This is a genomic window from Sulfitobacter sp. F26169L (assembly GCF_026410285.1).
In the GTDB taxonomy this organism is placed as follows: Bacteria; Pseudomonadota; Alphaproteobacteria; order Rhodobacterales; family Rhodobacteraceae; genus Sulfitobacter.
Genome location: NZ_JAPMLP010000002.1, coordinates 388,349 through 403,996 on the forward strand (window position 1 = coordinate 388,349; position 15,648 = coordinate 403,996).

At 55.2% G+C, this 15,648-nt stretch carries 16 protein-coding genes; 12 read left to right on the forward strand and 4 right to left on the reverse strand.

Annotation, left to right across the window (positions count from 1 at the left end; all coding sequences use genetic code 11):
* Positions 1-4: 4 nt before the first annotated feature.
* Positions 5-1,222, reverse strand: a complete 1,218-nt coding sequence (locus OS189_RS06085; RefSeq protein ID WP_267166399.1) for an argininosuccinate synthase — start codon at positions 1,220-1,222, stop codon at positions 5-7.
* A gap of 134 nt (positions 1,223-1,356) precedes the next feature.
* Between OS189_RS06085 and ilvA the strand changes: the two genes are divergently transcribed.
* Positions 1,357-2,589 carry a threonine ammonia-lyase IlvA gene (gene ilvA / locus OS189_RS06090; RefSeq protein ID WP_267166539.1) on the forward strand — a complete coding sequence of 411 codons (1,233 nt, stop codon included), beginning with the start codon at positions 1,357-1,359 and terminating at the stop codon, positions 2,587-2,589.
* A gap of 11 nt (positions 2,590-2,600) precedes the next feature.
* Positions 2,601-3,407: an SDR family oxidoreductase gene (locus OS189_RS06095; RefSeq protein ID WP_267166400.1), complete on the forward strand. Its 807-nt coding sequence runs from the start codon at positions 2,601-2,603 to the stop codon at positions 3,405-3,407.
* Here OS189_RS06095 and OS189_RS06100 read toward each other — a convergent pair.
* Positions 3,404-3,736, reverse strand: a complete 333-nt coding sequence (locus tag OS189_RS06100; protein ID WP_267166401.1) for an Hpt domain-containing protein — start codon at positions 3,734-3,736, stop codon at positions 3,404-3,406. The two genes, OS189_RS06095 and OS189_RS06100, sit on opposite strands and share 4 nt — an antisense overlap.
* Before the next feature lie 136 nt (positions 3,737-3,872).
* Here OS189_RS06100 and OS189_RS06105 point away from each other — a divergent pair, with 136 nt between their 5' ends.
* Positions 3,873-5,153 carry a PP2C family protein-serine/threonine phosphatase gene (locus OS189_RS06105; protein ID WP_267166402.1) on the forward strand — a complete coding sequence of 427 codons (1,281 nt, stop codon included), beginning with the start codon at positions 3,873-3,875 and terminating at the stop codon, positions 5,151-5,153.
* Here OS189_RS06105 and OS189_RS06110 read toward each other — a convergent pair.
* Positions 5,132-5,578: an NUDIX domain-containing protein gene (locus OS189_RS06110; RefSeq protein ID WP_267166403.1), complete on the reverse strand. Its 447-nt coding sequence runs from the start codon at positions 5,576-5,578 to the stop codon at positions 5,132-5,134. The two genes, OS189_RS06105 and OS189_RS06110, sit on opposite strands and share 22 nt — an antisense overlap.
* A gap of 80 nt (positions 5,579-5,658) precedes the next feature.
* On the opposite strand from OS189_RS06110, the gene hslO reads away from it, so the two are divergent.
* The 7 genes from hslO to OS189_RS06145 all read left to right on the forward strand — a co-directional run bounded on the left by hslO (position 5,659) and on the right by OS189_RS06145 (position 13,985).
* Positions 5,659-6,639: an Hsp33 family molecular chaperone HslO gene (hslO, locus tag OS189_RS06115; RefSeq protein ID WP_267166404.1), complete on the forward strand. Its 981-nt coding sequence runs from the start codon at positions 5,659-5,661 to the stop codon at positions 6,637-6,639.
* Positions 6,632-7,228, forward strand: a complete 597-nt coding sequence (locus OS189_RS06120) for a CoA pyrophosphatase (RefSeq protein ID WP_267166405.1) — start codon at positions 6,632-6,634, stop codon at positions 7,226-7,228. Before hslO ends, OS189_RS06120 begins: the two co-directional genes overlap by 8 nt.
* The gene (locus OS189_RS06125; protein WP_267166406.1) at positions 7,204-8,388 is read left to right on the forward strand and encodes a CCA tRNA nucleotidyltransferase; all 1,185 of its coding nucleotides are present in this window, start codon (positions 7,204-7,206) and stop codon (positions 8,386-8,388) included. The genes OS189_RS06120 and OS189_RS06125 overlap by 25 nt, the downstream gene beginning before the upstream one ends.
* 45 nt (positions 8,389-8,433) lie before the next feature.
* Entirely contained in the window at positions 8,434-10,275 is a 1,842-nt protein-coding gene (locus OS189_RS06130) for an ABC transporter ATP-binding protein (protein ID WP_267166407.1), read from the forward strand.
* Positions 10,272-12,104, forward strand: a complete 1,833-nt coding sequence (locus OS189_RS06135) for an ABC transporter ATP-binding protein (RefSeq protein ID WP_267166408.1) — start codon at positions 10,272-10,274, stop codon at positions 12,102-12,104. The genes OS189_RS06130 and OS189_RS06135 overlap by 4 nt, the downstream gene beginning before the upstream one ends.
* Before the next feature lie 39 nt (positions 12,105-12,143).
* The gene (locus tag OS189_RS06140) at positions 12,144-13,361 is read left to right on the forward strand and encodes a class I SAM-dependent RNA methyltransferase (protein ID WP_267166409.1); all 1,218 of its coding nucleotides are present in this window, start codon (positions 12,144-12,146) and stop codon (positions 13,359-13,361) included.
* A gap of 126 nt (positions 13,362-13,487) precedes the next feature.
* Positions 13,488-13,985, forward strand: a complete 498-nt coding sequence (locus OS189_RS06145; RefSeq protein WP_267166410.1) for a L,D-transpeptidase family protein — start codon at positions 13,488-13,490, stop codon at positions 13,983-13,985.
* Between the two features lie 23 nt (positions 13,986-14,008).
* Here the strand turns inward: OS189_RS06145 and dalA are convergent, their stop codons facing one another.
* Complete coding sequence (gene dalA, locus OS189_RS06150) at positions 14,009-14,518, reverse strand: divisome-associated lipoprotein DalA (protein WP_267166411.1); 510 nt, start codon at positions 14,516-14,518, stop codon at positions 14,009-14,011.
* 163 nt (positions 14,519-14,681) lie between these two features.
* On the opposite strand from dalA, the gene OS189_RS06155 reads away from it, so the two are divergent.
* Both OS189_RS06155 and OS189_RS06160 read left to right on the forward strand, forming a co-directional pair.
* Positions 14,682-15,296: a L,D-transpeptidase gene (locus tag OS189_RS06155; protein WP_267166412.1), complete on the forward strand. Its 615-nt coding sequence runs from the start codon at positions 14,682-14,684 to the stop codon at positions 15,294-15,296.
* A 143-nt stretch (positions 15,297-15,439) separates the two neighbouring features.
* Positions 15,440-15,622: a hypothetical protein gene (locus OS189_RS06160; protein ID WP_267166413.1), complete on the forward strand. Its 183-nt coding sequence runs from the start codon at positions 15,440-15,442 to the stop codon at positions 15,620-15,622.
* Positions 15,623-15,648 lie beyond the last annotated feature (26 nt).

A 15,648-nucleotide genomic window follows, 5' to 3' on the forward strand; every position in this document is an offset into this window, starting at 1 on the left:
ATGCTCATTTCATACGTTTGTCGCGCGCCGCGAGCAGCTTTAGCCGCAACGCATTCAGCTGGATGAACCCTGCTGCGTCCTTCTGATCATACGCCCCGGCGTCATCTTCAAATGTCACATGGGCCTCGGAATAGAGACTGTAATCAGACCAGCGGCCAACAGTACGCACGTGGCCTTTGTAAAGTTTCAGGCGCGCAGTTCCTGTTACATGGGTCTGGCTGGCATCAATTGCCGCTTGCAGCATCGTACGCTCTGGCGAGAACCAGAAGCCGTTGTATATCAACTCGGCGTATTGTGGCATCAGTTGGTCTTTCAGGTGCATGGCACCACGGTCCAGGGTAATGGACTCAATCGCGCGGTGCGCTTCGAGCAGCAATGTACCGCCCGGCGTTTCGTAGATACCGCGTGATTTCATCCCGACAAAGCGGCCTTCGACCAGATCGAGACGGCCGCAGCCGTGCTTCCCGCCCAGTTCGTTCAACTTGGTCAGCACTTCGGCCGGAGACAGCGTTTCGCCGTTCACAGATACCGCATCGCCACGCTCGAATCCGATTTCGACATATTCCGGCTCGTCCGGCGCGTCTTCGGGGGAAACAGTGCGCTGGTAAACATATTCAGGTGCATCAACAGCAGGATCTTCCAGCACTTTGCCTTCGGATGAGGTGTGCAGCAGGTTCGCGTCCACAGAAAACGGCGCTTCGCCGCGCTTGTCTTTTGCCACAGGTATCTGGTGCTGCTCTGCAAATTCCAGCAGTTTGGTGCGGCTGGTCAAATCCCATTCGCGCCACGGCGCAATGACCTTGATATCGGGGTCAAGCGCGTAGGCTGCCAGTTCAAAGCGGACCTGATCGTTGCCTTTTCCGGTTGCGCCATGCGCCACCGCGTCTGCACCGGTTTCATGCGCAATCTCTACCAGACGTTTGGAAATGAGCGGACGGGCAATGGAGGTGCCCAGCAGATACAGCCCTTCGTACACCGCATTGGCACGGAACATCGGGAAAACAAAATCACGCACAAACTCTTCGCGCACGTCTTCGACGTAGATATCGGACGCGCCCATCATTTCTGCCTTGGCGCGCGCGGGTTCCAACTCTTCTCCTTGACCCAGATCGGCGGTGAAGGTGACAACTTCGCAGTTATATTCGGTTTGCAGCCATTTGAGGATGATCGAGGTATCGAGGCCACCGGAATAGGCGAGCACAACTTTTTTAGGCTTGAACATTGGGCATTCCTTTGTCGCGTTTCGCGGTTGGGGTAGCGGGTTTTGGGGGGCGCGGCAAGATGGACGGGTTTATTGACGCATCTCCGTTACAGGCCTATCCAAAGAACAACCGCAGCAAAGGGCGCAGCATTTATATGAGCGAAGATTTCCAAATGGGCGCAATCGCCGCGACACGCGCCATGCGCAGCGTTTTTCCCGCAACTCCGTTGATGAAAAACGAGCTCCTGTCCGAGAAGTTCGGCGCGGAGATCTATCTAAAGCGGGAGGATCTGAGCCCTGTGCGCTCATATAAGCTGCGCGGTGCGTTTAATGCCATGCGCAAGCTGATACCGGAGCATCAGGTTTTTGTCTGTGCCTCTGCTGGCAACCACGCGCAGGGTGTTGCGTTTATGTGCAGCCATTTCGGGGTGCGCGGCGTGATCTTTATGCCAGTGACAACACCACAGCAGAAAATCCAGAAAACCAGAATCTTTGGTGGTGACAATATCGAAGTGCGACTGGTGGGCGATTACTTTGATAAAACGCTTGGTGCAGCGCAGCAGTATTGTATCGAAGAGGGCGCATATTTTCTGTCTCCGTTCGATGATGATAGTGTGATCGAAGGTCAGGCATCTGTTGCGGTCGAGATTGAAGACCAACTTGGGCGGGCACCTGACCGGATTATTCTGCCGGTCGGTGGTGGGGGATTATCCGCTGGCATCCGCGCGTTTTTCAAGGATCGCTGTGATTATACATTTGTTGAACCTTTGGGGGCTCCAAGCCTCGCGCGCGCGTTGGAAGAAGGTACGCCTGTCGATATTTCGCCGATTAATAGTTTTGTAGACGGTGCGGCGGTTGCGAAGCTGGGGATGCGCAATTTTGAATGGCTCAAAGACGTGGATCGCGCAGATGTGGTGCATCTTTCCGAAGACCGGATTTGTGTCAGCATCATCGAAATGCTGAACGTCGAGGGCATCGTTCTGGAGCCTGCCGGTGCGCTGAGCATCGAGGCGCTGGGCGAAGTTGCTGAACAGATCAAAAGTAAAACAATCGTTTGCGTCACATCAGGCGGCAATTTCGATTTCGAACGTTTGCCAGAGGTAAAAGAGCGCGCGCAGCGGTATTCGGGCCTGAAGAAGTACTTTATTTTGCGGATGCCTCAACGTCCCGGTGCGTTGAAAGAATTCCTGAATATACTCGGCCCTGATGACGATATCTGCCGCTTTGAATACCTCAAGAAATCGGCGCGCAACTTTGGTTCGGTTTTGATCGGTATTGAAACACCCAGTCCCGATGCATTTCCACGGTTTCTGGCACAGCTTGATGACGCAGGGTTTACCTATACAGATATCACCAATGATGAAACGCTAGCTCAATTCGTATTGTAGGAGAGTGGGCCATGGATATTTCAGGTAAGTCTATTGTGATCACCGGCGGTGCCAGCGGTATTGGCGCGGCGCTTGCGCGGCAAGCGGTGGCGGCGGGTGCCAAGGTCTGCATTGCTGATCTGAATATCGAACTTGCGCAAAGTGTCGCTAAGGAAATCGGCGCCATTGCCGTTGCCTGTGACGTAACGCAAGAAAAACAAATCATAGAAGCCATTGAATTTGCTCAGGCGGCACATGGTCCGCTAGATATATTTGTTTCCAATGCAGGATTAGGGCGCGGTGACCCAAGCCATGCGGCATCGGCACCCGATGCCGACTGGGCGTTGAATTGGAATGTCCACGTGATGGCGCATGTCTGGGCGGCGCGTGCGTTGCTTCCGGCGATGATAGCGCGTGGGTCGGGATATTTTGTCAACGTCGCCTCTGCTGCGGGGTTGTTGAACCAGATCGGAGATGCGGCCTATTCGGCGAGCAAGCACGCTGCCGTCAGTTTTGCTGAATCGCTGCTGATCGCCCATGGTGATGACGGAATCGGCGTTTCGGTTGTTTGTCCGCAATATGTTGCTACCCCGCTTTTGGGGCTGGGCGATGCGGACGCGCAGGGCAATCTGTTAACAGCAGGCGATGTGGCCGCGTCTGTCTGGCAGGGCGTGGCGGATGGTACTTTTGTCATCATGCCGCACCCCGAAGTGGCGAAATACAGTGCGCTGCGCGGTGCCGATCCGGCGCGGTGGATCAAAGGGATGCAGATGTTGCGTGCAAAAGCGATTAACGAACAGGGTAGCATCAGCGTCAGCGGCTTTTACAAACTGGTTTAAGCTGCCTTACCATTTTGTAGGCCGGCGAGAAAAACATCCTTACTATCTTCATAACATTGCAGAATCGGGGCTAGCGAAATGTCTTCCGCGCGACCATCAGCGGCGCGGTTTTCGCCGCTCTGGCATAAATCTGCGAACATGGTGAACCCGAGGTTCAGTGCGCTGCCCTTTAAAGCATGAAGGTCTTCGCCAAGTGTTTCTGTCTGCGGTGCATCGCGTAAATTCGATATCATCTCCGACACTTCTTCGATAAAGATATCAACCACCTCGGGAAAGCTTTCTTCGCCGATCTCGTTCCGAAGTGTTTTTATTCTCTTCCAGTCAATCATGCGAAGCCTCCCTTATACCCTTAGCTTTAGCCGAAAAGGGTTAAGGAAAAGTAATCGCCTGCAAGTGTGAGCCGCTTCACTGGTTGTTAAGATCAAGGCGCTAAAGGTTGCGGGATTGATTTTGTGTGAAGTTATTATGTCCGCCATTCCGGCCCCTCCTCTTACGCTATCACATCTGCCGCGCGGCGGGGCGATCCGTCATGTTCTGGTGGTGGACGACAGCAAATTACAGCGCAAAATACTGACCCTTTCTTTAAAGCGCTGGGGGTTTGACGTGGCAGAGGCGGACAGCGCCGAGCGGGCGTTGGAGTTGGTCGCGCTCCGCCGGCCTGATCTAATCTTAAGTGACTGGATGATGCCGGGAATGTCGGGTCTGGATCTGTGCCGCCGTATCCGTGAAATGGATGGAGAAGAGTATAGCTACTTTATCCTTCTCACTTCCAAGAGTGAGAAGGAGGAAGTTGCGCGCGGTCTGGACAGCGGTGCCGATGATTTCCTGACCAAACCTGTAGACAGCAACGAGTTGCGCGCGCGCATAACCGCAGGTGAGCGACTGATTGAAATGCAACGATCTATGGCGCAAGCAAACCGCACGCTGCTTGAAACGCTCGGCGAATTGCAACAATTGTATGATAATATCGACAGCGATCTGCAGGAGGCCAAGAAGTTACAGCAATCACTGGTAAGGGAGCGATTTCGCGCGCTTCCTGTTGGTGATCTGTCATTGATGTTGCGATCATCAGGGCATGTGGGCGGTGATCTGGTAGGATTTTTCGAAGCAGGGCCGCAGCATATCGGGCTTTATGCACTGGATGTTTCCGGTCACGGGATAAGCTCTGCGTTGATGACGGCGCGTCTGGCCGGGTATCTGTCCAGCGCTGCACCGGATCAAAACGTTGCCCTGCGTAAAAATACCAAAGGCCAGTTCGTGCCCCGCCATCCTGATGAAGTGGTTGCGGCGCTGAATACGCTGGTCCTCGACGAAATGGAGACAGAGCATTACTTTACGCTGCTGCTCGCCTTTGTCGAATTGAAAACAGGGCATATGGTGCTGTCACAGGCGGGACACCCACACCCCGCTGTACAGCGCGCAAATGGCGAGATTGAACAAACCGGACTCGGCGGTTTTCCGGTCGGGTTGCTATCGGGCGTAAACTTTGACCGGTTTGAACTTACTCTACGCCGCGGCGACAGGATTTTGATCCTGTCTGATGGTGTCACGGAATGTCCTGGCCCTGATGGTGCATTGCTGGGTGAAGAGGGGCTTACAGCTATGATGAAAGATTTGGCCGCCGTTCGCGGTCCCGCATTTCTTGAGGCATTGATATGGCGGCTCACAGAATTCAACGGCAGCGCGGATTTCCCTGATGATGTGTCTGCGATCCTGTTTGAATATCATGGCCTCGCGGCAACATAGGCTTCGAGGAACATGCGATCACCGTCATTGCCCAATGCTGCTATCGCATCATCTGCGTCAAGTATCAGTGTTTCATGGTCCGCTTCTATTGGTGGATGCAGTTGGCGCACGGGGCGGGCAACATAGACTGTGCACAGCTTTTCTGCCCATAAATCATATTCAGGCATAAACACATGGCGTCGAAAAGCGCCAAGTCGCAGGGGGCGTGCGATAGACCAGCCCACTTCCTCGCGAACTTCTCGGTAGAGCGCTTGCAAGGGGTTTTCGCCCGCATCAATCCCACCACCGGGTAGTTGAACATCAATTTTTCCGCCTGTAGCTGCGGTCAGTAAAAAACGGCGTCCGATGGGCAGAATTGCATAAACACCGGCCCGAACAGTATATCGCCTGTCACGTTCCGGCACTTCTCCGACGCGTCTGATCATGGTTGCCCCCTTTTTGTCACGGCTTGCCCGCACTACATAGGCACGGTATGCCAAGCGCTTCGCGGTAAGGATAGATGAAAATGACAGATGCAAACAGCAGCGGGTGGGACGATACGGTTCTGCCATTCCAGCTTGATAACTCGGATATTCGGGGCCGTATTGCGCGCCTTGATACTGCCCTTGGCGGTATTCTGGAGCAGCATGATTACCCCCCGCAGGTCGAGGCGCTGGTCGCTGAAATGGCTCTGCTGACCGCCCTGATCGGGCAGACGATGAAGCTGCGCTGGAAGCTGCAACTTCAGGTGCAATCGGATGGTCCTGTGCGGATGATCGCAACCGACTATTATGGCCCGTCAGAAGATGGCGCGCCTGCGCGCATTCGTGCCTACGCAAGTTATGATGCGGATCGACTGACGGAAGGAGCGCCCATTGATCAGGTTGGCAAGGGTTACTTCGCCGTGATGATCGACCAAGGCAAGGGGACAACTCCCTATCAGGGCATTTCGCCACTGGTGGCAGAAAGCCTGTCGAAATCGGCTGAGGGGTACTTTGCCCAGTCAGAACAGTTGCCAACACGGTTTGAGCTGAGCTTCGGTAAATCAACGACAGCGGATGCAGCCGAACACTGGCGCGCGGGTGGTGTGATGTTGCAGCATATGCCAAAGGCATCACCATTTGTTGCGCAAGATGAAGGCACTGGCGAGACTTTACAGCCTGTCGATCTGCTGGACGACGACGAAACAGAGAACTGGAATCGGGTGAATATCCTGCTGGATACCGTCGATGATCTGGAGTTGATTGGACCGGTTCTGGCACCGTCTGATGTGTTGTTGCGTTTGTTTCATGAAGAACGTCCGCGCGTGTTTGACAAACAGCGGGTGCATTTCGGCTGTAGTTGTTCTGAAGATCGGGTCCGCCAAAGCCTGTCGATCTACTCGGCACGTGATATCGAAACGATGACAACCGATGATGGGCGCGTGACCGCGGATTGCCAGTTCTGCGGCGCGCATTACGATCTTGATCCTGCATCTGTCGGTTTTGAAGCGGAAAAAGATGCATAAGCGGCTGGAAGGGTTTCGCGGTGCCTTGGCACAAACCGGTGTTGGATCGTCTGATTTTGATCTGAACACTGATACGATTCTACCAGCGGGGCGGGTACTACGCCCTGCTGGTGTTCTCGCGCCAATTGTCGAAGACGCGCGCGGCCTCAGCTTGCTTTTGACGGTGCGGTCTGCCGCGCTTAAACATCATCCGGGACAGATCGCCTTTCCCGGGGGGAAACAGGACGAAGGTGATGTTGATGTCATCGCCGCAGCTTTACGAGAAGCACATGAAGAAATCGGCCTGCCGCCCGAATCGGTAGAGGTGTTGGGCACTCTGCCAGCGCATGAGACTGTAACCAGCTTTAGTGTGACACCCGTGATCGGCTTCGTGAAAACGGATTTTGAAATTCGGCCCGAGCCGGGTGAGGTGGACGAAGTGTTTGCCGTGCCGCTGGATCACGTTCTGAACCCCGACAATTATCTGATGCAGTCCCGTCGCTGGCGCGGACAGATGCGCCATTTTTATGTTGTGCCCTACGGGCCCTATTACATCTGGGGTGCAACTGCGCGTATGTTGCGCGCATGGACCGAAATTATACAAAAATAAATCCTGCTGACGCGCCGTGGCTAACTGCCCCTTCGGCGCGCGCTGTCTGTGATGCGATTTATGCCGGTGGGCACCAGATATTCTATGTCGGCGGCTGTGTGCGCAATGCGTTGTTAGGCGCGCCGGTTAGTGATGTTGATCTGGCCACCAGTGCGACGCCGCAACAAATCATCGCGCTGTCTGAAAAGGCTGGTTTGAAATCCGTTCCAACGGGAATTGATCACGGCACGATCACCGTGGTTTCTGATGGTGTCGGATACGAGGTTACGACCTTTCGGCGTGATGTCGAAACCGACGGTCGCCGCGCTGTTGTGGCGTTTTCGACAGATGTCGGTGACGATGCGCGCCGTCGTGATTTTACGATGAACGCCCTATATGCGGATGCGGATGGTGCGGTATTCGATCCGTTAGGGTGCATTCAGGATCTGCGTGCGCGCCGTGTGCGGTTTATTGAGGATGCGAGCCAGCGCATTCGTGAAGATTACCTGCGTACACTACGTTATTTCCGTTTCCATGCGTGGTACGGAGATACCTCGGCAGGGATGGACGCCGAGGCGATAGCGGCAATTGCAGCCAATCTGGACGGGTTAGAGACACTTTCGGCAGAGCGGGTAGGTGTCGAGATGTCCAAACTTCTACTTGCGCCCGATCCATCTACGGCCTTGGCAGCTATGTCCCGAACGGGCGTATTAGGGACTATTCTGCCTGCGAGCGATGTTCGCTTTGTCCTTCTGATGATCCACAGCGAAGGCGTATTGGGATGCGCGCCCGACTGGTTGGGCCGGCTGGTAGCGCTGGGCGGAGAAAATGTGCCGGATCGGCTCCGCCTCAGCAGAGCAGAGCAGCGGAAATATGCAATTATTCATAACGCTACTTTCGAAGGATCATCCCTGTTAGAGACTGCTTACGATCACGGTACAAGTATTGCAATCCAAGCCTATTTGATCAGAAATGCAATTTCTGAAACTTTGCCTGATCCCGAATTCGCAGCGCAGCTGGAACATGCATCCCAGCAGGTGTTTCCCGTAAAAGCGCAAGATCTGATGCCATTCTATCAGGGCGCAGCACTGGGCGCGCGGTTGGCAGAGTTAAAGGCTGCTTGGATCGGATCAGGCTTCGTGCTGGATAAAACAGATTTGTTGACCATCCCTGAACCCTGAGTTTGCAATTTAATATCCGCCACGACCTAACCAAAGGCCAAAAACATGTTTCGATTTTTTGAAAATCTGGTGGATCCTTATGTGGACTATCCGCAAGAAGATCGTCCGCCGCGTGACCTTTGGTCTTTTTTCAAAGGATATAGCCAACCGTTCAAAACAATATTTGCGGTCACAGCGTTCATGTCCATTGTTGTGGCCGCGATCGAGATCGGATTGATCTATTACATGGGGCGGATCGTGGATATTCTCGATCAGGGCCCAGAGGAAATGTGGGCCCGCCACGGCGCCGAATTGATCATCGTCGGACTGTTTATCGTGTTCCTGCGTCCGCTCATTCAGGCGGTTGATGTTGCGTTGATAAGCAACGCGATTTTGCCGAACTTCGGCACGTTGATCCGCTGGCGCGCGCACCGGCAGGTTTTGCGCCAGTCGGTAGGATGGTTCGAGAATGATTTCGCGGGACGTATTGCAAACCGCATCATGCAGACGCCGCCCGCAGCGGGTGAAGTTGTCTTTCAGGCTTTTGACGCGATTTCGTTCTCGCTCGCCTATTTGATCGGTGCCGCAATTCTGTTGACCTCTGCCGATCCGCAGCTTCTGGTGCCGCTGGTAGCGTGGTTTGCTGTCTACTTCGTGCTTTCGCGCTGGGCGATCAGACGGATTGGTCCTGCGTCCAAGGCGGCATCTGATGCGCGTTCTGCGGTGACGGGGCGGGTGGTTGATGCCTATACCAACATCCATTCCGTCAAGATGTTTGCGCACCATGATCGTGAAGAGCTGTATGCCAAAGAGGCGATCGAAGAAGCACGCCGCACGTTCCAGATTGAACAGCGGATCTATACGATTATGGATTTTTCGCTGGTGATGCTGAACGGGCTCTTGATCGTCGGTGTTGTGGGTTGGGCGCTGGCGCTGTGGTTTCAGGGCCAGGCGAGTGTCGGTACAGTTGCCGCTGCCGCAACGCTAACACTGCGGCTTAATTCGATGACAGCGTGGATCATGTGGGCGCTTTCTGCGTTCTTCCGCCAGCTTGGTGTAGTCGCGGAAGGGATGGAGACGATTGCCCAGCCGATTACGCTGGTTGATGCGCCCGATGCAAAGCCGCTGGAGTTGACAGACGGGCGGATCGAGATGAAGGGGCTGACCCATCATTACGGCCGTAGATCGGGCGGTCTGAATGCTGTTGATCTGACGATAGAGCCGGGCCAGAAAATCGGGTTGATCGGGCGATCAGGTGCGGGAAAATCGACCCTGCTAAAGCTGCTTTTGCGATTTTACGATGCCGAAGCGGGCCTGATCGAGATTGACGGACAGGACATAAACGGCGTCACTCAAGAAAGCTTGCGCCGCCAGATCGGGATGGTCCAACAGGACAGCGCGCTGCTGCACCGTTCCGTTCTGGAGAACATCCGCTATGGACGCCCCGAAGCAAGTGAAGCCGAAGCGATTGCGGCGGCCCGTCAGGCCGAAGCGCATGAGTTTATTGAAGGCTTGCAAGACCCCGAGGGAAACACAGGTTATGCATCGCGGGTTGGGGAGAGGGGTGTGAAACTTTCCGGCGGCCAGAGGCAACGGATCACGCTTGCGCGCGTTATCCTTAAAGATGCGCCGATCCTGTTGCTGGACGAGGCGACAAGCGCGCTGGACAGTGAAGTTGAGGCGGCGATCCAGGAGACGCTCTATGGGATGATGGAGGGGAAAACGGTAATCGCCATTGCGCACCGTCTGTCCACCATTGCGCGGATGGACCGAATTCTGGTGCTGGATAAGGGCCGGATTGTGGAGGACGGCGACCACGACGCGCTTTTGGCTGCAAACGGACTATATGCCCAATTCTGGGCGCGCCAATCCGGCGGGTTTTTGAAGACGGAAGAAGACGAGACGTGAATATTGGAAACTGGATCAACCCCTTCCGCCCCGCAGAGGGGCCGCCGCCGCAAACATTGGGTGCCTTTATGCGCTGGTGCCTGTCGGGCGCATGGCCTGCGCTATGGATTGCGGCGGCACTGTCGGCGTTTGCTGGCGCGTTAGAGGCTGGCACGGCCTTGATCCTGGGCTGGATAATCGATGCGACGGTTGCCAGTGGACCGGAGGCTTTTTTTGACGGGCGCAATACTGCAATGATCGCCGTTGCTGTCGGATTTTTTCTGATCGCGCGGCCTTTGTTTTTTGGCCTGTCGGCAGCGGCAAATGCGATTGTTGTACAGCCCAACGTCAACCCGCTGGTTCTGTCGCGGCTGCACCGTTGGTCGCTGGGGCAAAACGTGACGTTTTTTGATGATGATTTTGCGGGACGGATTGCGCAAAAGCAGATGCAGGCCGCCCGCGCGGTGACCGATGTCGCGGCAGAGATGATCAATGTGGTTTCTTTTGCGCTGGCGTCGCTGTTCGGCTCGGTTCTTTTGCTATCTTCGATCAACGGCTGGGTTGCTGTTGGTCTGGCGGTCTGGCTGGTGCTGTATTTCGCACTGATCAACTGGTTTCTGCCGCGTATCCGGAAACGGTCGGCGGCGCGGGCTGGCGCGCGCTCTATGGTGTCGGGGCAGGTGGTGGACACAATCACAAACATCAAAACCGTGAAGCTGTTCGCCCATGACGATCACGAAGACCGTGCCGCGCTGGATGCGATGGAGAGTTTCCGCAAGCGCGCGTTGTCTTTCGGATATCTTGCATCAGGTTTCCGGTTTGCGTTGATGAGCCTTGCAGGCGTGTTACCGGTGTTGTTGATCGGGGCGACTGTGCTGCTCTGGCAGCGCGGCATGGCGACTGCGGGTGATATTGCAGCCGCCGGTGCGATTGCGATCCGTATCGCGCAGATGACTGGCTGGGTCAGCTTTACGATGATGGCGATCTATTCCAACATCGGTGAAATCGAAGATGGGATGCGCACTCTGACCCCGCGCACACGGCTGGACAACGCGCCGGACGCAAAGGCGCTGGATGCAACCGGGGGCGAAGTGCGATTTGAAGGGGTCGGCTTTGCCTATGGACGCGACACAGGCGGGATCGAAAGTATTGATCTGACGATCGGTGCGGGTGAAAAGCTGGGCGTTGTCGGTGCCTCCGGTGCGGGTAAATCAACGCTGGTTTCCCTGATGCTCAGGCTCTACGAGGCGGAAAATGGCCGTATTCTGATTGACGGGCAAGATATCAGGGACGTGACGCAAGAAAGCTTGAGGCGCGCAATAGCGATGGTCACGCAGGAAACGGCAATGTTCAACCGATCAGCGCGCGCGAATATCATGTACGGCCGTCCCGATGCGTCAGAGGAAGAGATGATTGCCGCTGCCAAACAAGCCGAAGCGCACGAATTTATCTTTGAACTGGAAGACCACAAAGGCCGCACGGGATATGATGCCCATCTGGGTGAGCGGGGTGTGAAGCTGTCGGGTGGCCAACGGCAACGGATCGCGCTGGCGCGGGCAATTATCAAGGATGCACCAATTCTTGTGTTGGACGAAGCGACAAGTGCGTTGGACAGTGAGGTCGAAGCGGCAATCCAATCCGCGCTTGAGCGGGTTATGGAAGGCAAAACCGTGATGGCAATCGCCCACCGTCTGTCGACCCTGCGCGAGATGGACCGTATCGTTGTACTGGACCACGGGCGCATTGCCGAAGCGGGCAGCCACGACGAATTGCTGGCGCTGGGTGGTTTGTATGCGGGGTATTGGAAACGCCAGTCCGGCGGGTTTCTGGACCTGAAAGCAGCGGAATAGGGGCTGGCGGGGCAGGCTTGGCCCCGCTATGGCGGGAGCATGACAGAATATAAAATCACCCGCCTCGGACTTTATGGTGACGGAATCGCTGAAGGTCCGGTGTTTGCACCAATGACCCTCCCCGGAGAGGTTGTTACCGGCGCGCTGGATGGATCGACGCTGCGTGATGTAAAAATCATCACCCCGTCAGATGCCCGCGTTGCACCGCCTTGCCGCCATTTCAAATCTTGTGGCGGTTGCCAGCTTCAACATGCGTCAGATGCCCTGGTAGCAGAATGGAAGACAGATGTTATTGCGCAAGCTTTGGCCGCGCAAGGAATCCGTACAGAAATTCGCCCGATTGTGACATCACCAGCCCGATCGCGCCGCCGCGCAACTTTTGCTGCTCGCCGCACCAAAAAGGGAACGATGTCGGGCTTTCACGGGCGCGCGTCAGGTACGGTGATCGAAATCCCCGATTGTCAGTTGGTCGAACCGGCACTTTTGGAAGCCCGCGAAATTGCAGAGGCACTGGCAGAGCTTGGCGGCAGCCGAAAGGCCACGCTGGCGGTTACGGTCACCAGTTCGCCGCGTGGATTGGACATTCAGGCGAGCGGTGGGAAACCATTGGACGGACCATTGCGAATCACACTTGCCGGTCTGTGCGAGAGCCGCGGCTTTGCGCGACTTACATGGGAAGACGAGGTGATCGCGCAGCGCGCGCCGCCGGTCCAGCGCTTTGGCGTAGCGGATGTCTGCCCGCCTCCGGGTGCGTTTATGCAGGCCACTGCCCACGGCGAGGCGCAGTTACTGGCGGCCGTTCAGGAAGCGGTGCAAGGTGCCAAACGGATCGTCGATCTGTTCGCAGGCTGCGGCACCTTCACATTGCCCCTGGCAGAAAACGCTGAAATTCTGGCGGTGGAAGGTGATGCGCAGATGCTGGAAGCTATGGATAAGGGGTGGCGCATGGCGAAGGGGTTGAAAACCGTCACCCACGCTGCGCGCGATCTGTACCGCCGCCCGCTATTGCCCGATGAATTTAAAAAATTTGACGCGGTGGTAATTGATCCACCGCGCGCGGGTGCCGAGGCGCAGACAGCTGAACTGGTGCGCAGTGAAATAAGCCGTATTGCATATGTCTCATGCAACCCGATTACTTTTGCGCGGGATGTGGCGCAAATGGTTGCTGGCGGATTTACGCTGGACTGGGTGCAGCCTGTTGATCAGTTTCGCTGGTCGTCGCATATCGAACTGGCCGCGCAACTGACGCGGCGGTGATAGCGACCAAGAAGTAACGGGTGCCGTAAAACTTGAAGAATCCAGATTGACCGCTTTGGGAATCTTCTTTTTTTTGATACAGGATTTGGTAAATAATAATCCGTCAACGGATGAGGCAGCAGGCATATGAAACGTAGAAATCTCATTTTGGGCAGTGCAGCGGTTGCAACACTCGGGGCGTGCAGCCCCAGCAAATTCAAACGCTACAATGGGCCGGACGTGACCGGCATCGTCGTGAACAAGGGTGAGCGGCGGATGTATCTTCTGAACGAAGATCGCGTTTTGAACGACTACAAAATATTTCTCGGCTTTGCGCCCGAAGGGCACAAGCAATTTGAGGGTGACGGCAAGACGCCAGAGGGAATCTACCGGATTGACCGTCGTAACCCGAACAGCCGTTTTCATCTCTCTCTTGGTATTTCGTATCCGAACGCTGTGGATATCCAAAAAGCGCGGGAGATGGGGAAATCACCCGGTGGTGAGATTTTCATCCACGGTCAGAGACATCCAATGCGTCCGGACAAGGATGATTGGACTTGGGGCTGCATCGCAGTGAATAACAAGCAGATCGAAAAAATGTACGCGATGATCCAGGACGGCACGCCGATTTCGATCAATCCTTAACGCGGTGGTTCTGACCCTTCGGGTCAGCTACCAAGTACCAGCGTCCACCAGATTTTGCCGTTATCTTCCTGAAACCACGAAAATCCCATTTGGCGGGCATCGGGTGACATGATGATGCGGCGCGTATCTGGTTGGGACATCCACGCGCCGAGTGTCTCAAGCTCTGATTCGTAGGTTTCGGAAATCACCTCGCCCACCAGTGTGCCCGCGTACCCGACACGTTGCACACGATCCACAGGCGACGATCCGTCAGAGCCAAAGTGCCAAGGACGGTTCTGGACCTGCATATCGCGTGAGTGCGTTGCGGCAGCTGCTGTAAGCTGCGCATTCAGCGTCAGAGGTGTAAGAGCAGAAGCGCTGCGCAAGGTATTAACCGAATCCAGCATGCGGAACGGAATTTTCTCCGCTTCGCGGTGGCTGATCTTATAAGCTGTGGGTACGGGCCGTCCGTCCGTGCCCATGCGCGGAGCAGCAGGCTGACAGGCGGACAAGCCTACGACTGCAACCAGTAAAAGAGTAAAACTACGGATCATTACGCTACTCCAAGCCTAAATATGTAGCGTTGCCTTACATGCTGGGGTGCAACAGTTCAAATACACTTCGCGGTGAACCGCCTATATCGCGCGGGTTTGATTTGAAAACGTGTCTTTGGCGCAATATAGGGAAGGCAGGAGCTTTTTTAGCCGGAGACATGAGATGTCAGACCAAACATTCAAGATGAACACCCGCCGCGGGTTTCTTGCGGGAAGCGCGGCAATGCTGGCCGCGCCCGCAATTGCGCAGACATCAGGCGCCGCTTTTGATGGCAGCGCGACCACGGAAGTAGAGCGTGATATCAATGAAGTCGTGCGCCGCAATATTTCCAGCTTTCGCAAACTTGATTGGCAGCCGTATTTCAAAAGCACCAAGAACGGTGCAATTCTTGTCGATATTGATAGTCGCGCCGTTCACTATTGGTCAGAAGATCAATCGACGTACAAGCTGTACCCATCCAGTGTACCCCTGACAAAAGAATTGACCCGCCGTGGCCGGACAGAAGTTGTGCGCAAGGTCGAAGGACCAAGCTGGCGCCCGACGCCCTCGATGCTGGAGCGTAATCCGGAATGGCCCAAATTCATCGGCCCCGGCCCTGAAAATCCGTTAGGAACACATGCGTTGTACCTGTCTTGGACGTATTACCGCATTCACGGTACGCATGATACACGCAAAATCGGGCGCCGTTCATCAAACGGCTGCATCGGCCTTTACAATGAACACATTGCGGAGTTGTTTAGTGTTGCAAAAGTAGGCACTCAGGTGTTGCTAATTTGACGACAATGTAACGAGAGTCTTGATAGCATAGCGAATGATTATTCCATTTCGCCGAGAGATGCTATTTACCGATAGTCACGAGGTTAAGTCTGGGTGCGTTTATGCTGAGAATCATAGCGCACCATCTTCTGGAGGTAATTACTATGAAAAAACTCGTTCTCGCCGCAACTCTTGCAGCTGCCGCTTCTTCCGCTTCCGCTGGCTCGCTGGCAGATCCAATCATCGAAGCACCCGTAATCATCGAGGAAGCATCTAGCTCTTCCGCTGGTGTTCTGGTTCCACTGCTTCTTTTGGTTCTGGTTGCAGCAGCAATCGCAACTGACTAAATTTCGGTCTTTGACTGAACATAAAA